General features: G+C 74.2%; 4 protein-coding genes and 1 pseudogene. All 5 read right to left on the bottom strand.

Annotated features, from left to right (window positions below; genetic code table 11):
• Nucleotides 1-254 precede the first annotated feature (254 nt).
• Entirely contained in the window at nt 255-395 is a 141-nt protein-coding gene (locus tag HUT16_RS39045) for a hypothetical protein (RefSeq protein ID WP_254898438.1), read from the bottom strand.
• Between the two features lie 149 nt (nt 396-544).
• Nucleotides 545-763: pseudogene (locus tag HUT16_RS39040) on the bottom strand (chorismate-binding protein); the annotation flags it as partial.
• 371 nt (nt 764-1134) lie between these two features.
• Nucleotides 1135-2298, bottom strand: coding sequence for a macrolide family glycosyltransferase (locus tag HUT16_RS37035; RefSeq protein WP_217712142.1), 1164 nt, complete (start codon nt 2296-2298; stop codon nt 1135-1137).
• Nucleotides 2298-4559 carry a cytochrome P450 gene (locus tag HUT16_RS39930; protein ID WP_176192352.1) on the bottom strand — a complete coding sequence of 754 codons (2262 nt, stop codon included), beginning with the start codon at nt 4557-4559 and terminating at the stop codon, nt 2298-2300. The genes HUT16_RS37035 and HUT16_RS39930 overlap by 1 nt, the downstream gene beginning before the upstream one ends.
• The gene (locus tag HUT16_RS39025; protein WP_254898185.1) at nt 4556-21892 is read right to left on the bottom strand and encodes a type I polyketide synthase; all 17337 of its coding nucleotides are present in this window, start codon (nt 21890-21892) and stop codon (nt 4556-4558) included. The genes HUT16_RS39930 and HUT16_RS39025 overlap by 4 nt, the downstream gene beginning before the upstream one ends.
• Nucleotides 21893-21894: the final 2 nt, after the last annotated feature.

Below are 21894 nucleotides of genomic sequence, written 5' to 3'. Positions count from 1 at the left end.
ACCGTCAGCGGGGCTGACCGGCGGAGGCGCGGGCATGTCGCGCTTGCGTTCCTGGGCTGTGGTGCGGGCCTTCAAGTAGGCGGTCCAGTCGGTGGCCGCACGCCCGCGTCACTTGACGGCGATGGTGATGTGCAGGCCCAGCAGCGGCACGAGGGCCGCTGGCGGCATGTCCTGGGCGAGCTGGACCAGCGCGGCGGCGCGGGCAGGCCGTCGAGGCGGCCGATCTCCTCGGGGTGCAGGGCGATGTAGCTCTGCTACTGCTCGGGCGTCAGGGACTTCCACCACTCGGCGCTCTGCTCGGTGTCTTTGTTTTCCGGGATGCAGGGGGCGGCGAGGCCCAGGTTCTCGGCGACGTCCTGGACGTCCTTCGCCGTCTCGCTCGCGGCTCCGTCCACTCGGATCTGGGTGAGGACGCCGGCGCTGAGGCGTCCGAGCGTATGGGCACCCCGATCGCTGGCCTCGCGGGCGGCGGTGAGCGCGGCGTTGATGCGGTCCTGGACCTGGTCACGCAGGCGGACCTGGTCCTGCCGCTCCTCCCGGGCGTCCGGGCCTGCGCGGTCGGGGTGCCGCAGACGGCCGGGGTCGGGTGCAGAGCGAGTGCCAACTCCAGTGCGCTGGTGGAGAGTTCGCGCAGCACGCCGGTGACGGTGGAGGACAAGTGCCACATCGCGGCGGTGCGCAGCAGGGTCGGCCGCTCCGGGACGGCCAGCTCGGCGCAGAACGGGGCCAGCACGGCCCGGACGGCATCGACCACGAAGGCGTGCCCGGCCGCAACAGGCCACCGACAGACGGACTTCCCCACGAACCCGACCCGAGCCGCTTCGCGCCGGAGCGGCCCCGCACAGGAGCCGCCGCAGAAGGGCGGGGACGGGGGCGGACCCCGCCGAGCGGGGACGGGGGCGGACCCCGCCGAGCGGGAGCGGTGGCGGACCGCTTCGCACCGGGGCGGCCCGGTGCAGGGGCCGGACCTCGGCGGGCCGGGGCGGGGGCGGGCCGCCCCGGCGGGGTCCGGTCGCCACCGGGGCAGCAACTCCTCCCCGGGCCGCTTCGCGCCGGAGCGGCTCGGTGCAGGAGAGCGTGCGCGGGGCCGGACCCCGCCGGGGCGGGGGCGGGCCGTCCCGGCGGGGGTGGGGGTCAGTGGGGCAGTAGTTCCTCCAGGACGTCCGCCGCCCTCGAGGCGCCGCCCGCTGCGCGGACGATCCGGCTCAGGGCTGCCGCCCGGGGGCGGTAGGAGCGGGCCGTGCGGACCGCGTCGCGCAGGTCCTGGACGGTGGGGTCGGTGAGTGTCGTGGCGACCTGCAGGTCCTGGGCACGGCGGGCGATCGCCTGCTGTTCCGGGATCTGCGGCAGGGCCACGATGGGCACCCCGTGGTAGAGGGACTCCATGGCCGAGTTCATCCCGGCGTGGCTCAGGAACACCTCGGCGTGCCGCAGCACCGCGACCTGCGGCACCTGCGCGTGCACTTCGACGTTGGCCGGGACCGGGCCCAGCGCGTGCCGGTCCAGGCCGCCCACGGCCATGACGACCTGCCAGTCGCTGTCGCCGAACGCCTCGATGCAGGCCCGGTAGAACTCGGGCCGGTCGTTGAAGACGGTTCCCAGCGAGATCAGCAGCACCGGGCCCGGCGAGCGGGGGCTCCACCGCCCCGAGATCTGCCGGCTGCTCAGCGAAGGCCCGACGAAGTGGAAGCGCTCGTCGAAGGTGTCCCCCGCCGGCTGGAACTCCCGGGGGACGAACACCACGCTCGTCGGGGGCACGTGGCCGAACATCAGGTTCGGGCCGTCCAGGAAGCCGTGGTCCTGCGTGAACTTCCCCATGTCCTGGACCGCGGCCAGCAGCCGGGGGTGGGTGTGGTCGAAATCGGCCGGCAAATACACCTGCGCCGCCGAGAAGGACTCGTTCTCCGCGAAGGTCGGCACCAAGGAGACCTCCCGCACCCCGAGCAGGCCCGCCAGCATCCTCCCGGTGAAAGTCACCGAGTCGTAGCACACCACCTGCGGCAAATCGGCCGCGAAGTGTTCGGCCAGGACGGGGAAACAGGCCCGCGCGTCGTCCAGGTAGTACTCCATCGTCACGGCGAGCTGCTCCGCCGTGAACCCTCCCCGCGCCGCCAGGCCGGGCGGCAACTGCGAGGGCAGGACCACCGGCGACGCCCCCGCGGCGACGGCGTCCTCCACGGTGGCCGGCCCGGTGGCGTAGCTGACGCGGTGGCCGCGCCGGACCAGTTCCTCCACCAGCGGCAGAGTCGGGTTCACGTGCCCGGACGCGGGCGCGCTCACGAAGGCGAAATGGGCCATCAGCTCTCCTCCAGGACGACCGGCAGGCTCTTGTGGCCGTTGGTGAAGAACGAGCCCAGCGGTTCGAGCGCGGACGGCGGGACGGCCAGCCGCAGCCCGGGGAAGCGGGAGAACAGCGCGGACAGCGCCGTCACCGCCTCCAGCTTCGCCAGCGGGCTGCCCAGGCAGAAGTGCACGCCGTGCCCGAAGGCGAGGTGGTCGGCCCGCGAGGGCCGGGTCACCCGGAAGTCCTCCGCGTCGGCCCCGTGCCGCGCCGCGTCCCGGCCCACCGCGCCGAAGGACAGCAGGATCGCCTCGCCCTTGCGGATCCGCACACCGTCCACGAGGACGTCCTCCACGGCGTACCGCAGCGGCAGGTTCGGCACCGGTGCCTGCCAGCGCAAAGTCTCCTCCACCACGTCCTCCCACGTGCCGGCCCCGGAGCGGACCAGGGCGAGCTGGGAAGGATGGGTGGCCAGCGCGAGGACGGCGTGGTCGAGCAGGTTGACGGTCGTCTCGAAACCGGCGGAGATCGTCAGCAACAGGGTGTCCAGCAGTTCCCGCTCGGACAGCCGGGTACCGTCCGCCTCCCGCGCCGCGATCAGGTCACTGGTCATGTCGTCACCGGGATCACGCCGCTTGGCGGCCACGAGTTCCTTGAGCAGCAGGTACAACTCCCCGGAAGCGGCCTGCACCCCCGCCGGGTCCGCGTCCAGACTGAACACCGCATCCACCAGCCGCCGCAAGTCCGCACCCGTCCCCGCACTCACCCCGAACAACTCGGTGATCACCCGGACCGGCAACGGAAACGCGAACCGCGCACGCAGATCCACCGGCTCCCCCGGCGGCACCGCGGCCAGGTCGGCGATCAGGGCGGCCGTGATCTCCTCGATGCGCGGCCGCATCGCCTCGATCCGGCGCGGGGTGAACGCCTTGGCCACCAGGCTGCGCAGCCGGGTGTGGTCGGCCCCGTAGGCGGTGAACATGTTCTGCATCGCGACCCACATGATCAGCGGCCAGTCCGGCGGGACGTCGCCCTCGCGCCACATCGGCCAGTGCTTGTTCGGATCCTTCGACACCTTCGGGTCCAGCAGCAGCTTCTTCGCCAGGTCGTGCCCGGTGACGGCCCAGGCCGGCACGCCGCCGGGCAGCTCGACGCGGGTGGCCGGGCCCCGCCCGCGCAGGGCGGCGGCCTCACCGAAGATGTCACGCCCCAAGGCGTCGATGACGTACGCGCCGGCCGGCGGGGCCTGCACACGCACCGACTCGGCGGAAGCGGAGACGGCGGTGGCGGTACGGGGCGTGGGCGGCTCGGTGACCTCCAGCAGGGCCGCGGTGAACCGCGAGCCCATGCCGAGGCCGATCGACATGATCGTGTCGCCCGGCTTCAGGCTCTCGTCGTGCAGCAGGTGGTCGATGCCCAGCAGTTGGTCGCACGGCCCGACGTGGCCGAGTTCGCGCAGCATCGGCCAGGTGGTGCGGCCCAGGTCGATACCGAGCGGCTCCAGCACGACGACCTCCAACTGCGCCAGGCCCAGGCCGGTCACGACGAACCTGGTGATGTCGCCGACGGCGACACCGCCCTCCTTGGCCGCCTGCTCGACCGCACCGACCAGCGCCCCGCTCATCAGCGTCAGGTACGGCGCCAGGCCGGTGACCTCGATCGGCGTACGGTTGCGGTGGCCCGCCGGGTCCGGGATCGTCGGGGTCGCGAGGACCTCCATCTGGGTCGCGGAACTGTTGGCCGTCGCCACCAGCCGCGCCCGGCCGCCCTCCCGGTTGAGCACGGCCGCGACCGCGCCGTCGGCCAGGAAGATCCCGATGCTGGGCTGCCAGCGCTCCCACCGCGGCGGCAGGAACCGGGCCGTGGCCGTGACCAGGGTCGCGGTCGCGGCCGGATCGGCCACCAGGTGCGCGGCGGCCGACTGCAGCGCGGCCGAGCCGCCGTTGCTCGTCGCCTCGACCTCGTAGACCAGGGCGTGACCGAGGCCCAGGACGCGCTGCAGGTGGCAGGAGGACGCCATGTGGTCCTGGTGGTCCATCTGCGCGTAGGCGGCCATGGAGATGTCCGCGCCGGTCAGACCGGACTCGCGCAGCGCCCCGATCGCCGCGTGCACGGCCATCGCGTGCTCGGTGACGTCCTCGGAACTGGTGAACGACACGAAGTCCGACAGCGCGAGCAGCCGCCGCATGGTCTCGGTGTCCGGCACGGCCTGCGGGGCGGGCGTACGGGGCGGCAGGTACCGCCCCGTACCGCCGATGTACACGTTGTCCCAGATCATGCGTGGTCCTTTCCCCTGAGTTCGGACAACCCGGCGCCGTAGCCGGTGAAGTCGAGCAGCCAGGTGCTGATCGCCAGCGCCGTGGCCGCGGAGTGCTCCTCCATGACGGTGAAGTGGTCGCCCGGGACGGTGAGCACGTCCTGGGCGGTGGTGGACAACCGGGGCCACGCACGGTTCCCGGTACCCACCAGCAGCACCGGCGCGGTAACGGGCTGCGGAGCGACGGCCAGATCGAGGTAGCGGCCCATGGCCACCAGCCGCTCGTCGTCGACCGGCTGGACCTGGTGCCCGGCCTCCAGCATCCCGGTCAGCACGCCCGCCAGGCCGTCGGAACAGCCGCCGACGCAGCCGTCGACATAGCCGTCGATGAGGACCACGGCGCCGGGCCGGGCCCCCCGCCGCTCCAACTCCCCGGCGACCGCCAGCGCCAGCCACGCCCCCACCGAACGGCCGACCAGCACCGGCCCGGCGACCGCCGACGCGGCATCGGCCAGTGCCCCGACCAGGACGCCGGCGTCCGCGGGCAGCGGACCGCCGGCGAAACCCGGCAGGGTGAGCGCCGTGACGTCACGGGCGGCCTCCAGCGCCGCACCGAACCGCCGGTACTCCTCGACGCCGCCGGACGCCAGCGCGGACGGCAGGCACACCAGCGACGGCTGGAGGAAGCCGGCCGCGAGGGCGACCGCCTCGACCTCGGGCGCGCCGGTGGCCTCGCCCAGCCGGGACGCCGTGGCCAGCAGGTCGAGGCCGTCCTGCACCCGGCCCACCTCGACGGCCTTGCGCAGCAGGCGCTCCATCGGCCCCGCGGCCCGGTTCTCCGGCGAGCACAGCTGCCCGTACAGGTGGTTGACGAGCTGTTCGGGCGTCGGGAAGTCGAAGACCAAGGTCGCCGGGAGCTGGAGCCCGGTGGCCGCGTTGAGCCGGTTGCGCAACTCGATGGCGGTCAGCGAGTCGACACCGTGATCGCGGAACAGCCGACGCGGGTCGTCGATCCCGCCGGGGGCCATCCCGAGGACGCTCGCGCTGTGCCGGACGACCAGATCGAGCAGCAGGGCCCGCTGCTCGGGCTCGGGCAGGGCTTCGAGCCCGGCCCGCAGCCCGCCCGGGCCGCGGGTCGGGGCCGGCGCACGCCCGGGCCGGACGAGCGTACGCAGCAGCGCGGGCGGGGTGTCGATCGCCGCGAGATCGAGACGGACCGGCACCAGCGCCGGGCTCTCGCCGGCCAGGGCCGCGTCGAACAGGTCGAGGGCCTGCCCGGTGGCCAGCGGCAGCATCCCGGCCCCCGCCAGCCGGCGGTGGTCCGCCTCGGTCAGGCTCCCGGTGATACCACTGGACTCGGCCCACTGACCCCAGGCCAGCGAGGTGACCGGCAGGCCGCGCGCGTGCCGGTGCTCGGCGAGCCCGTCGAGGAACGCGTTCGCGGCGGCGTAGTTGGCCTGCCCGGGAGCGCCGAACACCCCCGACGCCGAGGAGAACAGCACGAACGCCCGCAGGTCCAGATGCTCGGTGGCCTCGTGCAGGTACCACGCGCCATCGGCCTTCGCGCGCAGCACCGCATCGACCTGCTCCGGCGTCATCGACCCCACCAGGGCGTCGTCGACGACCCCCGCAGCGTGCACGACGACCCGCAGGTCCGGGATCGAGGCGACGAGATCCCGCACCGCCTCCCGGTCACCCACGTCACAGGCCACCACGGCCAAAGCCTCGCCCAACTCCTCACGGAGCCCGGGCGGCTCGACCCCACGCCGACCGGCCAGCACCACACGCCGAACCCCATACCGGGCCACCAGATGCCGGGCGACCAGCACACCCAGAGTGCCGGTACCACCGGTGATCAGCACCGCACCGCCCAACGGCACACCACCCAGAAACCCAACCGGGGCCACCGGAACGGCCGACCCGGTCGGGGCGGCCCTCACCAACCTCGGCACCAGAGCAGTGCCGTCGCACAGCCGGATCTCGGACTCGCCCTCGCTCACGGCGGCGCGCACCGCGGCGGGGACCGCCCGTCGGGACGCGGCCGTGCCGTCGTGCCCGACGGTCAGGATCCGCCCGGGGTCCTCGTGCTGCGCGCTGCGCAGGAAACCGCGGGCGGCGGCCGAGGCCAGGTCGTCACCGGTGAGAACCACCAGCCGGGCCGGCGTGTCAGTGGCCAGGAACTCCCGTACCGTGCCCAGCAGTTCACGGGTCACCGCGTGGGCGGCGGCGACCGGCCCGCCCTCGCCCGCGACCTCGTGGAGGACCGTCTCGATGCCTGGTCCGTCCGGTGCCGCCAGCGGGGTCCAGTCGACGGCGAACAGCGTGTTCGGCCGGCGCCCGGCCCCGCGCCCCGCCGCTTCGACGGGCCGCAGGACGATCTCGTCGATACTCGCGACCGGTACCCCGGCGGTGTCGGTGATCCGCACCGCGTAGGCATCCGGCCCGGTCGGGTGCAGCACCACACGGACCGTCGCGGCCGACCCGGTCACCGACACACCGGAGAACGAGAAAGGCATCCGCGCCGAGCTTTCGCCACCGTCCCCGGCCGCAAGGCTCGCGAGCAGGGTCAGCGGCTGGATGGCGGCGTCCAGGAGCGCGGGGTGGACGCGGTAGCCGGTGAGCTGCCCGAGCTCCGCCGGGAAGCCCACCTCCGCATGCAGATCCTCCCCGTGGCGCCGGATGGCGGTGAGCCCCCGGAAAGTCGGCCCGTAGTCGTAACCCGCCTCGGCCAGCCGGTCGTAGAACGAACCGAGGTCGATCGGCACACCCCCGCCGGCCTCCAGGCCGGGCACCTCCGTCCGGTCGGCCCGGTCCACCGGCGGGCTGAGCACGCCGGTCGCGTGGCGGGTCCACTCGTCGGGCTCGGCGGAGGTGCGGGAGTGGACGGCGACGGGTCGGCGTCCGGTGTCGTCGGGCGCGCCGACGGTGACCTGCACGTGCACCCCGTCGTGCTCGGACAGCACGAGCGGCGCCTCCAGGACCAGTTCGGACAGGACGGGACTGGCCGTGTGCTCACCGGCGTGAACGGCCAGGTCCACGAACGCCATCCCGGGCAGCAGGGGCGAGCCCGCGATGACGTGTTCGGTGAGCCACGGGTGGGCGGACCCGGAGAGCTTCCCGGTCAGCACCACGCCCTGCCCGTCGGGGAGCTTCACCAGGGACCGCAGCAACGGGTGGTCGGGCGTGTCGGGGCCCTCCGACAAGGTGGTGGGCTGGAGCCAGTAGTGCTGGTGCTGGAAGGCGTACGAGGGCAGCCGCGCGCCCGGCTTCCCGGCCGGCGGAGTCCAGTCCGCCGCGCCGTCGGCCCACAACCGCCCCAGGGCCGCGAACAACCGCTCGAAGGAGTCACCCTGACGGCGCATCAAACCGTTCGGCACCAGCGACGGGTGCGGGCCCACCTCCACGAACCCCGTGACGCCCTGGCCCGTCAGCCACTCCATCGCATCCGCGAATCGCACCGGCTCCCGCACCTGCCGCACCCAGTACCCCGGCTCCCCCATCTCCACCGGCTGTCCGGCCACCGTGGAGACCACCGGGATCACCGGCTCGCCGAACGACAACCCCTTTGCACAATCGGCGAGTTCATCCAGCACCGGGTCCATCCGCGCCGAGTGGAACGCGTGACTGACCTCCAACCGCCGCACCCGACGCCCACGACCACGCCACACCTCGGCAACCGCCAACACCGCCGCCTCGTCACCCGACACCACCACCGCGTCCACCGCGTTCACCGCCGCCACCTCCACACCCGGCACCAGCGAACCCACCACCTCCTGAACCGACGCCTGGAGCGACACCATCGCCCCACCACCGGGCAGCTCCTGCATCAACCGGCCCCGCGCGCCCACCAACCGCGCGGCGTCCTCCAGGGAGAACACCCCCGCCACGTGCGCCGCCGCCACCTCACCCACCGAATGCCCCACCACGAAGTCCGGCCGCACCCCCAACCACTCCACCAACCGGAACAGCGCCACCTCCAACGCGAACACCCCGGCCTGGGTGAACCGCGTCTGCCCCAACACCCCCTTGGCGTCCTGGAACAGCACCTCCACCGGCAACCCGAGCAGCCCACAGACCTCGTCCAACACCCGCGCGAACACCGGGAACACCTCGTACAGGCCCCGCCCCATCCCCGCCCACTGACCACCCTGACCGGAGAACACGAACGCGGACTTCCCCGAGTCGCGGACCTCGCCGGTCACCAGCCCGGAATGCGCCTCCCCGCGGACCAGGGCCGCCAGGGCCTCCGGTCCGGTCACCACGGCGCGGTGGGCGAACCGGGCCCGCGCGGCGAGCGCGGCACCGATTCCGTCCGCGTCAGGGGCCTCGGCCGCGTACGCCTGGAGCCTGCGGGCCTGGGCCCGGAGCGCCTGTTCGGACTTGGCCGACAGCAGCCACGGCACCGGCCCGACGGCCGCGGGCGCGGGATCGTCGGCGGGCGGCTCCGGAGCCTCCAGGATCAGGTGGGCGTTGGTGCCGCTGATGCCGAACGCCGACACACCGGCCCGGCGGGGCCGCCCGGTCTCCGGCCACGGCCGGGCCTCGGTCAGCAGCGCGACCCGGCCCGCCGACCAGTCCACGTGCGAACTCGGCTCATCGACATGCAGCGTCCGCGGCAACTGCCCGTGCCGCATCGCCATCACCATCTTGATCACACCGGCGACGCCCGCAGCGGCTTGCGTATGGCCGATGTTGGACTTCACCGACCCCAACCACAGCGGCTCGGAACGGTCCTGACCGTACGTCGCCAACAACGCCTGCGCCTCGATCGGGTCACCGAGCGTCGTCCCGGTGCCATGGGCTTCCACCGCGTCCACCTCGGACGGCGCCAACCCCGCATTGGCCAGGGCCTGTTGGATGACGCGTTCCTGGGAGGGGCCGTTCGGCGCGGTCAGGCCGTTGGACGCACCGTCCTGGTTGACCGCCGAACCCCGCACCACCGCCAGCACCCGGTGCCCGTTGCGCCGGGCATCGGAAAGCCGCTCCAGCAGCACCAGGCCGACGCCCTCACCCCAGGCCGTGCCGTCGGCCGCCTCGGCGAACGCCTTCACCCGGCCGTCGACCGCGAGCCCCCGCTGCCGGGAGAAGTCGATGAAGGCGGCGGGTGTCGCCATCACCGTCACCCCGCCCGCCAGCGCCAGCGAGCACTCCCCCGCCCGCAGCGCCTGGGCTGCCAGGTGGATCGCCACCAGCGAGGACGAGCACGCCGTGTCCACCGAGACCGCCGGACCCTCCAGCCCCAGCAGGTACGACACCCGCCCCGAGGTCACACTCGTCGCCGTGCCGGTGGCCACGTAGCCGTCCGCGTCGCGGGAGATCTGGTCCACTCCGCCCGCGTAGCCCGACGCCCAGATGCCGGTGAACACGCCCGTCCGGCTGCCCCGCAACGACGTCGGATCGATCCCCGCGTCCTCGAACGTCTCCCACACCGTCTCCAGCAGCACCCGCTGCTGCGGATCCATCGCCAACGCCTCACGCGGCGAAATACCGAAGAACCCGGCATCGAAGCCGCCTGCGTCCGCAAGGAACCCGCCCGAGCGCGTGTAGGACCTCCCCGGGCCGCCCGCCGGATCGTAGAGACGACCCACATCCCAGCCACGATCCGACGGGAACCCCCCGATCGCGTCCGCCCCGTCCGCCACCAGGGACCACAGCTCCTGCGCCGAGCCCACCCCACCCGGGTACCGCGCCCCCAGCCCGACCACCACCACCGGATCACCCGACACCACGGCCCCGACCGGCACGACGGGCAGCGCCCGACGCTCCCTGCCGAGGACCACCTCGCGCAGGTGCTCGGCCAACCGGGCCGGGGTCGGGTGGTCGAAGACCATCGTCGCCGACAGCCGAGTACCGACCGCCGCGGACAGCCGGTTGCGCAGCTCCACCGCGGTCAGCGAGTCGAAGCCCAGGTCCTTGAAAGCCAGGTCGGCGCCGACGGCGTCGTTGCGGCCCAGCACCGCCGAGGCGTGGGTGCTGACCAGGTCGAGCAGGATCTCGCGCTGCCGGGCCTCGGGGAGCGATCCGAGCTCGCCCGCCGGTCCGGTGGTCCGCACCGGTTTGCGGGCGCGTGCCAGCGCGCGCAGCACCGGCCGGTCGCCCAGTGCGGACGCCTTGAACCGGGCCGCGACCACCACCGCTTCCGCGGTGTCCAGGCCGCCGTCGAACAGTCCGAGCCCGTAGTCGGTCGCCATCGGCAGCACCCCCGCGCGGGCCAGGCGTTCAGCGTCGGCCTCGGACATCCGCCCGGTCAGCCCGCTGGCCTCGGCCCACTGTCCCCAGGCCAGCGACACGCCCGGCAGCCCCAGGGCGCGCCGGTAGGCGGCCAGGCCGTCGAGATAGGCGTTCGCCGCCGCGTAGTTCGCCTGCCCCGCCGCGCCGAGCGTGCCGGCCGCCGAGGAGAACAGGACGAACGCCGTCAGGTCCGCCCCCCGGGTGAGCTCGTGCAGGTTCCACGCCCCCCGCGCCTTGGGCTCCCAGACCGCCGCCAGCCGCTCGGGCGTCAGGGATTCGACGACACCGTCGTCGAGCACACCGGCCGCGTGCACGACCGCCGTCAGCGGATGCGCGGCCGGGATCGAGTCCAGCACGGCCGCCAACGCGTCCCGGTCCGCCACATCACACGCCGCGACCGTCACCTCCGCACCCAGCCCGGCCAACTCCTCCCGCAACGCCGCCCCGCCACCACCACGGCTCACCAACAGCACGTGCCGCACACCCCGCTCCACCACCAGATGCCGCGCCACCAAACCACCCAGCGTCCCCGTACCACCGGTGACCAACACCGTCCCAACCGGATCGAAACCCACCGGAACAGTCAGGACGATCTTCCCCACGTGCGCGGCCCGGCTCATGAACCGGAAGGCGTCCCGCGCACGGCGGACGTCCCAGGTGGTGAGCGGCGGCAGGCGCAGCTCGCCCGCGCCGAGCAGCCGGACGGCTTCGGCCAGGATCTCCCCGAGCCGCTCCGGTCCCGCGTCGGCCAGGTCGAAGTCCAGCACGCCGGGCCGGACGTCGGCCTTGCCCATCTCCACGAACCGCCCGCCGGGCCCGAGCAGCCGCAGCGAGGCGTCCAGGAACTCGCCGGACAGCGAGTTCAGCACCACGTCGAAGGGCCCGAACCGGTCGGCGAACTCCAGGGTCCGGGAGGAGGCGATGTGGTCCTCGTCCAGCCCCAGCGCGCGCAGGGCGTCCCACTTGGCGGGGCTCGCCGTGGCGAACACCTCCGCGCCGAGCCGCCGGGCCAGCTGGATCGCCGCCGTGCCCACACCGCCCGCGCCCGAGTGGATCAGCACCCGCTCGCCGGGGCGCAGTTCACCGAGGTCGAACAGCCCGTACCAGGCGGTCATGAAGGCGATCGGCATACTGGCGGCCCGGGTGAACGTCCACTCGTCGGGAATGCGCACCAGCGCCCTGTGGTCGGCGACGGCCACAGGGCCGAACGCGCCGGGCAGCAGCCCGGCGACCCGGTCGCCCGGCCGCAGCCCGGCGACCTCGGTGCCGACCTCGGTGACGACGCCCGCGCCCTCGCTGCCGAGCAGCGCCGGGCCCGGGTAGACGCCCAGGGCGATCAGCACGTCGCGGAAGTTCAGGCCGGCCGCCCGCACGGCGACCCGCACCTCCCGGGGGCCGAGCGGGGCCTGCTCGTACGGCAGGAAGGCGAGGTCGTCCAGGCTGCCCGTGCCCGTCTGCGTCAGCCGTCCGTCGAACGCCTCCTGCGGTGCGGAACGCACGAGCCGGGGCACGTAGACGGCTCCCCCGCGCACCGCCAGCTGGTCCTCCTCGCCGACGGACACCCCGTCGGGCAGCTCGTCGGCGTCCACGAGCACGAACCGGCCGGGGTGCTCGGACTGCGCGGACCGGACCAGGCCCCAGACCGCCGAGGCTTCCGGATCGCTCACCGCGTCACCGGGAACGACGGCGACCGCGCCCCGCGTACGCACCACGAGCCGTTCGCCGGGCCCGGTCAGGAAGTCCTGGACGGCCGTCAGCGCCTCGGCGACCGAACCGGGCGAGACGACGGCGTCGCCGAGCACGCCCTCGGCGGGGGGCAGCGGAATCCATTCGAGGGCGTACAGCGGACCGCGTTCGGCCACCGGACGGGTGGTCAGCGCCTCGACGGTCGCCACGGGCTCGCCGGAGCGGTCCGCCAGGTGGACGGCGTACGTGCCGGGGCGCACCGCCGTCAGCCGCACGCGCGCGGAGGTCACCCCGGTGCGGTGGACCGCGACCCCGCCCAGCGAGAACGGCAGCCGCACGTCGCCCTCCGGGCCGGCCAGCAGCGCCAACGGTTGCAGGGCTGCGTCCAGCAGGGCCGGGTGGACGGAGAACCGGGCCGCGTCCGGGACGGCGACCTCGGCGAACACCTCGTCACCACGGCGCCACACCGCCTGCACGCCCTGGAAGGCCGACCCGTACTCGTAGCCCGCCGCGGCGAGCGTGTCGTAGAGCCCGGCGACCGGTTCCGCGCCGGCCGGCGGCCACTGCGTCAGCTGCTGTCCGACCACGGGTTTGCCGCTCACCGTGCCGGTGGCGTTGCGTACCCAACCGTCCGTACGGGACCGGACGTCGACCGTCCGGCGGCCGGTCCCGTCCGGCTCGCCCACGACGACCTGCACGTCCACCGCGCCGTCGGCGGGCAGCACCAGCGGCGCCTCCAGGACCAGTTCCTCCACTGCCGCCCCGGCCGCGTGCACCACCAGTTCCACGAACGCCGCCGCGGGCAGCAGCACCGTCCCGAGCACGGAGTGGTCCGCGAGCCAGGGGTGGGTGGCCAGGGAGAGCCGGCCCGTCAGGACCCGCTGCCCGCCCACCTCGACGGCGGCACCGAGCAGCGGGTGGTCCACCCGGTCGAGCCCGGCCGCGGACACGTCTCCCGCACCGCCGGTGAGCCAGAACCGCGTCCGCTGGAAGGGGTAGGTGGGCAGCGCCACCGGCTCCCCTCCCGGGGACGGCCACCGCACCGGCACGCCCGCGACGAACAGCCGGGCCGCGGCGGCCAGGAACTCGGCCGGGGTGCCGTGGTCACGGCGCAGCGTCCCGGTCACCACACCCGTCTCATGCTCCGCCAGCGCGGGCGTGAGCACCGGGTGCGGGCTGACCTCGGCGAAGACGGTGTGGCCGTGGTCGAGCAGCGCACGGGTCGTCCGGTCGAACAGCACGGGTTCGCGGAGGTTGCGGTACCAGTAGGCGGCGTCGAGGGTGGCGCTGTCGATCGGCTCGCCGGTCACCGTGGAATAGAACGGGACGGCCGCCTGACGCGGCGTGATGTCGGCCAGGTCGGTGAGCAACTGCTCGCGGACCGCCTCGACCTGCGCCGAGTGCGCGGCGTAGTTGACCGGGAGGCGGCGGGCGCGGATGCCGTCGGCCTCGCAGACCGTCAGCAGCTCCTCCAGCGCGTCCAGGTCACCCGAGACGACGACCGAGCCGGGGGCGTTGACCACCGCGACGGTGATCCGGTTGTCCCAGCGGGCCGCGAACTCGGCGGCCTGCCCGTGCCCGAGGCCGACCGACACCATCCCGCCCTGGTCCGCCAGCGCGACCAGCGCCCTGCTGCGCAGCGCCACCACCTTCGCGGCGTCCGCCAGGGACAGTGCACCCGCCACATACGCTGCGGCGATCTCGCCCTGCGAATGCCCGACGACAGCGTCCGGCTCCACACCGTGCGCCCGCCACAGTTCGGCGAGCGCCACCATCACCGCGAACAGCGCGGGCTGCACCACATCCACCCGCTCCAACGCCCCACCGCCGGACAGCACTTCGGTCAACGACCAGTCCGTGTACGGCGCCAACGCCGCCTCACACGCGTCGATCGCCGCCCGGAACACCGGCTCCGAGCCGTACAACTCCCCACCCATACCGACCCACTGCGCGCCCTGCCCCGGAAACACGAACACCGACCGACCCGACGCACCAGCCACGCCGGTCACCAGACCCGGCACCGACCGACCGTCCACCAGCGCCTTCAACGCTTCCGCGCCGTCCACCACCGCCCGGTGCTCGAACACCGTCCGGGCCGCCAGCGCGCCCCCGACCGCCGCCGGACTCACCTCGGGGTGCGCGGCGACGAACGCGCCCAGTCGGCGGGCCTGTTCGCGCAGCGCCGCGTCCGACTTCGCCGACAGCACCCACGGCACCACCCCGTCCGTGGGCCCTGCCGCAGCCCCGACCGGCTCTGCATCGGCCGCCTCGATCACCACGTGCGCGTTCGTACCGCTGATGCCGAACGCCGAGATGCCCGCGCGGCGCGGGTGGCCGCTGTCGGGCCAGGGACGGGCCTCGGTGAGCAGCCGGATGTTTCCGGACTCCCAGTCGACGTGCGAGGTCGGCGCGTCGACGTGCAGCGTCGGCGGCAGTTCGGCGTGCCGCATCGCCATCACCATCTTGATCACACCCGCCACACCGGCCGCCGCCTGGGTGTGGCCGATGTTGGACTTCACCGACCCCAGCCACAACGGTTCCGCCCGCCGCTGACCGTAGGTCGCCAACAGCGCCTGCGCCTCGATCGGGTCGCCGAGCGTCGTCCCCGTGCCGTGCGCCTCCACCGCGTCCACCTCGGACGCTTCCAACCCCGCGTTGGCGAGGGCCTGGAGGATCACCCGCTCCTGCGACGGACCGTTCGGTGCCCCGAGGCCGTTGGAGGTGCCGTCCTGGTTGACCGCCGTGCCCCGCACCACCGCCAGCACCCGGTGCCCGTTGCGCCGGGCGTCCGACAACCGCTCCAGCAGCACCAGCCCCGAGCCCTCGGCCCACGCCGTACCGTCGGCCGCCTCGGCGAACGCCTTCACCCGGCCGTCGGGGGCCAGGCCGCGCTGGCGCGAGAACTCGGTGAACCCCAGCGGGGTCGCCATCACGGTCACGCCGCCGGCCAGGGCCAGCGAGCACTCCCCCGAGCGCAGCGCCTGGGCCGCGAGGTGCAGGGCCACCAGCGAGGACGAGCAGGCGGTGTCCAGCGAGACCGCCGCGCCCTCCAGCCCCAGCAGGTAGGCGATCCGGCCGGAGGTCACGCTGGTCGCGGCGCCCGTACCGAGGTAGCCCTCGGCGTCGGCGGGTGCCTGGTCGCCGTAGCCGGAGGACCAGATGCCGGTGAAGACTCCCGTCCGGCTGCCCCGCAGCGACGTCGGGTCGATGCCCGCGTCCTCGAAGGTCTCCCACGCGGTCTCCAGCAGCACCCGCTGCTGCGGGTCCATCGCCAGCGCCTCACGCGGCGAGATGCCGAAGAAATCGGCGTCGAAGCCCGCCGCGTCCGCGAGGAACCCGCCCGACCGGGTGTACGACGTCCCGGGGCCGCCGGCCGGATCGTAGAGACGGTCCACGTCCCATCCGCGATCCGACGGGAACCCCCCGATCGCGTCCACCCCGTCCGACACCAGGGACCACAGCTCCTCCGGCGACCCCACCCCACCGGGCAACCGGCATCCCATGCCCACGATCACCACCGGGTCCTCCGACACCGGCACCACGACCGGCACCACCGTCGCCACGGCCCCGCCGAGGATCTCGGTCAGCAGGTGCCCGGCGAGTTGCTGCGGGGTGGGGTGGTCGAAGGTGACGGTGGCCGGCAGGCGCAGGCCGGTGGCGGTGTTGAGGCGGTTGCGCAGTTCGACGGAGGTCAGGGAGTCGAAGCCGAGGTCCTTGAACGGCTGCCGGTCCCATCCGGACCCCGGTTCGCGGTGGCCGAGCACGGCGGCGGTGTGGGCGGTGACCAGGTCGAGTGCGGCTCTCAGCCGTTCGGCCTCCGGCAGTGTCCGCAGGCGTTCGGCGATCGCGCCGCGCCGGGCCGGGCGCCGGGCCGCCTTGCGGGAGACGAGGCCCTTGAGGGCCGCCGGGGTCGCCGGGGCGCCCGCCATCACGGACAGGTCGAGGCGTACCGGCACCAGCGCGGCCCGGTCCACGGCCAGGGCCGCGTCGAACAGCGACAGGGCGTGGTCGGTGGCCAGCGGCACGACCCCGGCTCGGGCCATCCGGTCCTGGTCGGCCTCGGTCAGGTGCCCGGTCATGCCACTGGCCTCGGCCCAGTAGCCCCAGGCCAGCGAGGTCGCCGGCAGGCCGAGGGCGCGCCGGTGCAGGGCGAGCGCGTCGAGGAAGGTGTTGGCTGCGGCGTAGTTGGCCTGTCCGGGGCTGCCGAGCGTGCCGGCCGCCGAGGAGAACAGGACGAACGCCGTCAGGTCCGCCCCCCGGGTGAGCTCGTGCAGGTTCCACGCCCCCCGCGCCTTGGGCTCCCAGACCGCGGCGAGACGCTCCGGGGTCAGCGACTCCACCACCGCGTCGTCGAGCACACCGGCCGCGTGCACGACCGCCGTCAGCGGATGCGCGGCCGGGATCGAGTCGAGCACGGCCGCCAACGCGTCCCGGTCCGCCACATCACACGCCGCGACCGTCACCTCCGCACCCAGCCCGGCCAACTCCTCCCGCACCGCCGCCCCGCCACCACCACGGCTCACCAACAGCACGTGCCGCACACCCCGCTCCACCACCAGATGCCGCGCCACCAAGCCACCCAGCGTCCCCGTACCACCGGTGACCAACACCGTCCCAACCGGATCGAAACCCACCGGAACAGTCAGAACGATCTTCCCCACGTGCGCGGCCCGGCTCATGAACCGGAACACGTCGACCGCGTCCCGGACCCCGCGCACGTCCAGCGGCAGCGGCACGAACCCGCCGTCCGTGAAGGCCCGTACGACGGCGTTCAGGATCTCGCCGAGCCGTTCCGGCCCCGCGTCGGCGATGTCGAACGCCCGGTAGACGAGGTCGGGATGGTCGGCCGCGTCGCGGATGTCGGTCTTGCCCATCTCCACGAACCGGCCGCCGGGCACGAGCAGCCGCAGCGAGGCGTCGACGAACTCGCCGGACAGCGAGTCCAGGACGACGTCCATCCGCGGGAACTTCTGCTCGAACTCCAGGGTGCGCGAGGAGGCGATGTGGTCCTCGTCCAGCCCCAGCGCGCGCAGGGTGTCCCACTTGCCCGGGCTCGCGGTGGCGAACACCTCCGCGCCGAGCCGCCGGGCCAGTTGGATCGCCGCCATGCCGACGCCACCCGTACCGGCGTGGATCAGCACCCGGTGACCGGCCGCCAGCGCGCCCAGGTCACGCAGGCCGTACCAGGCGGTCAGGAACACCACGGGCACCGACGCGGCCCTGGCGAACGACCAGTCGTCGGGCATCCGGACCAGCAGCCGCTGGTCGGCGACGGCGACCGGGCCAAACGCGCCGGGGACCAGGCCCATGACGCGCTCTCCGGGCCGGAACGGGCTGTCCGGGCCGGTTTCGAGGACGACGCCCGCGCCCTCACCGCCCATCAGGGCCGCGCCGGGGTAGACGCCGAGGGCGATCAGCACGTCCCGGAAGTTGAGCCCGGCCGCGCGTACGGCGATCCGGACCTGCCCGGGCCCGAGCGGCTCCGTGAGCTCCGGGCGGGGCACCAGTGCCAGGCCGTCGATGCTGCCGGTGCCCGTGTCCTCCAGCCGCCAGGCCCCGTCCGGCGGGGTGAGGCTCGCGCCGACCCGGACCAGCCGGGGGACGCGCAACGTCCCTTGCCGGACCGCCAGTTCCGGTTCGTCCGTGCCGGCGATCAACGCGGGGTCCCAGGTCGGGTCGGCGTCGACCAGGACGAACCGGTCGGGGTGCTCGGCCCGCGCGCTGCGGAGCAGGCCCCAGACCATCGCGTGGTGGAGGCCGACCACGTCACCGGGCGCGGCGGCGACGGCGTTGCGGGTGACGACCGCCAGCCGGGTCCGCTCGCCCGCCAGGTGGTCCCGGATCACGGCGAGCACGCTCCGCGCACTCGCGTACGCCGCCTCGACGGGGTCCGCCTCGGGTTCCGGCCCGGGCACCTCGTGAACGACCAGGCCCGCGGGGTCGCCGACCGTCGACGCCGGTTCGACGGGGACCCAGTCGAGTGCATACAGGCTGTCCGGGACGGCGGCGGTGTCCCGGACGGTCAGCGAGGTGATGACGGCGACCGGGGTGCCGTCCGGCTCGGCCACGGCCACGGTGTAGGTGTCCGGCCCGGTGGCGGACAGGCGCACCCGCAGCGGCCCGCGGCCGGCGGGCCGGATCGCCACTCCGGTGAACGCGAACGGCAGGCCGGTGCGGTCGGTGAGGAACGCCATGGGGTGCAGGGCGGCGTCGAGCAGCGCGGGGTGCAGGGCGAACGGTTCCTCGGCGGGAAGCTCCACCTCGGCGTAGACGGTGTCGCCGACCCGCCGGGCCGACATGACGCCCTGGAACGCCGGCCCGTACTCGTAGCCGAGCGCGGCCAGCGCGTCGTAGAGCCCGTCGACGTCGAGGGGTTCACCGGCCGACGGCCAGTCCCAGGCGTTCAGCGCCGGGGCCTCGCCCAACGTCCCGGTGGCGTGCCGCACCCACGCGTCACCGTCGTGCGAGTACACCGTGAGCGGGTGGCGGCCGTCCTCCTCGGGGCCCACGACGACCTGGAGGTGCACCGGCGTGTCGTCGAGGACGAGCGGCGTTTCGAGCACCAGCTCCTCGACCGCCCGGCCGAGCCGGCCGGCCGCGTGGACGGCCAGCTCCGCGAACGCGGTGCCGGGCAGGAGGACGGCGCCCCGCACGGCGTGGTCGGCCAGCCACGGGTGGGTGGTGAGCGAGATCCGTCCGCTGAGCACCGCGCCGTCGGGCAGTTCCACGAACGTGCCGAGCAGCGGGTGGTCGCCCGACGCCGTCGGGACGGGCCGCAGCCAGTACGGCTCGCGCTGGAAGGGGTACGTCGGCAGGTGGACGGGCTCGGTGTCGTCCGGGAACCGCCAGTCGACCGGGACGCCGTGGACGTGCAGGCGGCCGAGCGCGGCGAGGAAGTCGTCCTGGTCGCGCCGGAGCGTGCCGGTGACCAGGAGGTCGGAGCCGTGCCGGTGGCCGGTCTCCTCGACGGCGGCGACCAGGACCGGGTGCGGGCTGACCTCGACGAAGACGGAGTGGCCGTGGTCGAGCAGCAGCCGGGTGGCGAGGTCGAAGCGTACGGGTTCGCGCAGGTTGCGGTACCAGTAGGCGGCGTCGAGGGTGGCGCTGTCGATCGGCTCGCCGGTGACGGTGGAGTAGAACGGGACGGTGGTCTGACGCGGTGTGATGTCGGCCAGGGCGGTGAGCAGCTGCTCGCGGAGGGCCTCGACCTGCGCCGAGTGCGCGGCGTAGTTGACCGGGAGGCGGCGGGCGCGGATGCCGTCGGCCTCGCAGGCCGCCAGCAGGTCGTCCAGCGCGTCCAGATCACCCGACACCACCACGCTGTCGGCCGAGTTGACCACCGCCACCGTCAGCCGACCGTCCCAGCGGGCCACCAACTCGGCGGCCCGCTCGTGCCTGAGGCCGACCGAGACCATCCCGCCCTGGTCGGCCAGGGCGACCAGGGCCCTGCTGCGCAGCGCCACCACCTTGGCCGCGTCCTCCAACGACAACGCACCCGCCACGTACGCCGCCGCGATCTCCCCCTGCGAATGCCCGACGACGGCGTCCGGCTCGACGCCGTGCGCGCGCCACAGTTCGGCGAGCGCCACCATCACCGCGAACAGCGCGGGCTGCACCACATCCACCCGCTCCAACGACCCACCGCCGGACAGCACTTCGGTCAACGACCAATCGGTGTACGGCGCCAACGCCGCCCCACACGCGTCGATCGCCGCCCGGAACACCGGCTCCGAGCCGTACAACTCGCCACCCATACCGACCCACTGCGCACCCTGCCCCGGAAACACGAACACCGACCGGCTCGGCGGACGGACGACCCCCGTCACCAGACCCGGCGCCGTGCCGCCCTCGGCCAAGGCGTCCAGCGCCTCCGCACCGCGCACCACCGCACGGTGCTCGAAACGCGACCGCCCCGCCAACGCCCGGCCCACCGCCACCGCGCCGACTCCCGGCTGCTCGGCCAGGAACGCGCCCAGCCGACGGGCCTGTTCGCGCAGCGCCGCGTCCGACTTCGCCGACAGCACCCACGGCACCACGCCGCCCGCGGACCTCGCCGCAGCCCCGACCGGCTCTGCATCGGCCGCCTCGATCACCACGTGCGCATTGGTCCCGCTGATGCCGAACGCCGACACGCCGGCCCGGCGGGGCCGCCCGGTCTCCGGCCACGGCCGGGTTTCGGTCAACAGCGCGACCCGGCCCGCCGACCAGTCGACGTGCGAGGTCGGCGCGTCCACGTGCAGGGTTCGCGGCAGCTGCCCGTGCCGCATCGCCATCACCATCTTGATCACACCGGCGACGCCCGCCGCCGCCTGCGTGTGCCCGATGTTGGACTTCACCGACCCCAACCACAGCGGCTCGGTGCGCCCCTGACCGTACGTCGCCAACAGCGCCTGCGCCTCGATCGGGTCGCCGAGGGTGGTGCCGGTGCCGTGGGCCTCCGCCGCGTCCACGTCCGCCGGGGACAGTCCGGCGTTCGCCAGCGCCTGCCGGATGACGCGTTCCTGCGACGGACCGTTCGGCGCCGCGAGCCCGTTCGACGCGCCGTCCTGGTTGACCGCCGAACCCCGCACCACCGCCAGCACCCGGTGCCCGTTGCGCCGCGCGTCCGACAACCGCTCCAGCAGCACCAGACCGGCGCCCTCGCCCCAGGACGTCCCGTCCGCCGCCTCGGCGAACGCCTTCACCCGACCGTCCGCCGCGAGCCCCCGCTGCCGGGAGAACTCGACGAACCCCGACGGCGTCGCCATCACCGTCACCCCACCGGCCAGCGCCAGCGAGCACTCCCCCGCCCGCAGCGCCTGGGCGGCCAGGTGGATCGCCACCAGCGAGGACGAGCACGCCGTGTCCACCGACACCGCCGCGCCCTCCAGCCCCAGCAGGTACGACACCCGCCCGGACGTGGCGCTGGTGGCGGTGCCGGTGGCGAGGAAGCCTTCGAGGTCCGGCGGCGGCTGGTGGCCGTAGCCGGACGACCACAGGCCGGTGAAGACGGCCGTGCGGCTGCCGCCGAGCGTGGTCGGGTCGATGCCCGCGTGCTCGAAGGTCTCCCAGGCGGTCTCCAGCAGCACCCGCTGCTGCGGGTCCATCGCCAGCGCCTCGCGCGGCGAGATGCCGAAGAACCCGGCGTCGAACCCGGCGCCGTCGGCGAGGAACCCGCCCGACCGGGTGTAGGTCGTGCCCGGCCGGTCCGGGTCGGGGTCGTGGAGGACGTCCCAGCCGCGGTCCGGCGGGAACTCGGTGATCGCGTCGGCGCCGTCCGCGACCAGCCGCCACAGGCCGTCCGGGGACTCCACCCCGCCCGGGTAGCGGCAGCCCATGCCGATGATCGCGATCGGCTCGCGCGCGGCCTCCTCCAGGTCGGCCAGGCGCCGGCCGAGCACCCCCAGGTCGGCCGTGGCGCGCTTGAGGTAGGTGCGGAGCTTCTCTTCGTCAGACATCG

It is taken from the genome of Kitasatospora sp. NA04385 (assembly GCF_013364235.1).
Lineage (GTDB): Bacteria > Actinomycetota > Actinomycetes > Streptomycetales > Streptomycetaceae > Kitasatospora.
Note: the sequence above shows the minus strand (reverse complement) of the source record. Positions and strands in the feature narration are given on the sequence as shown.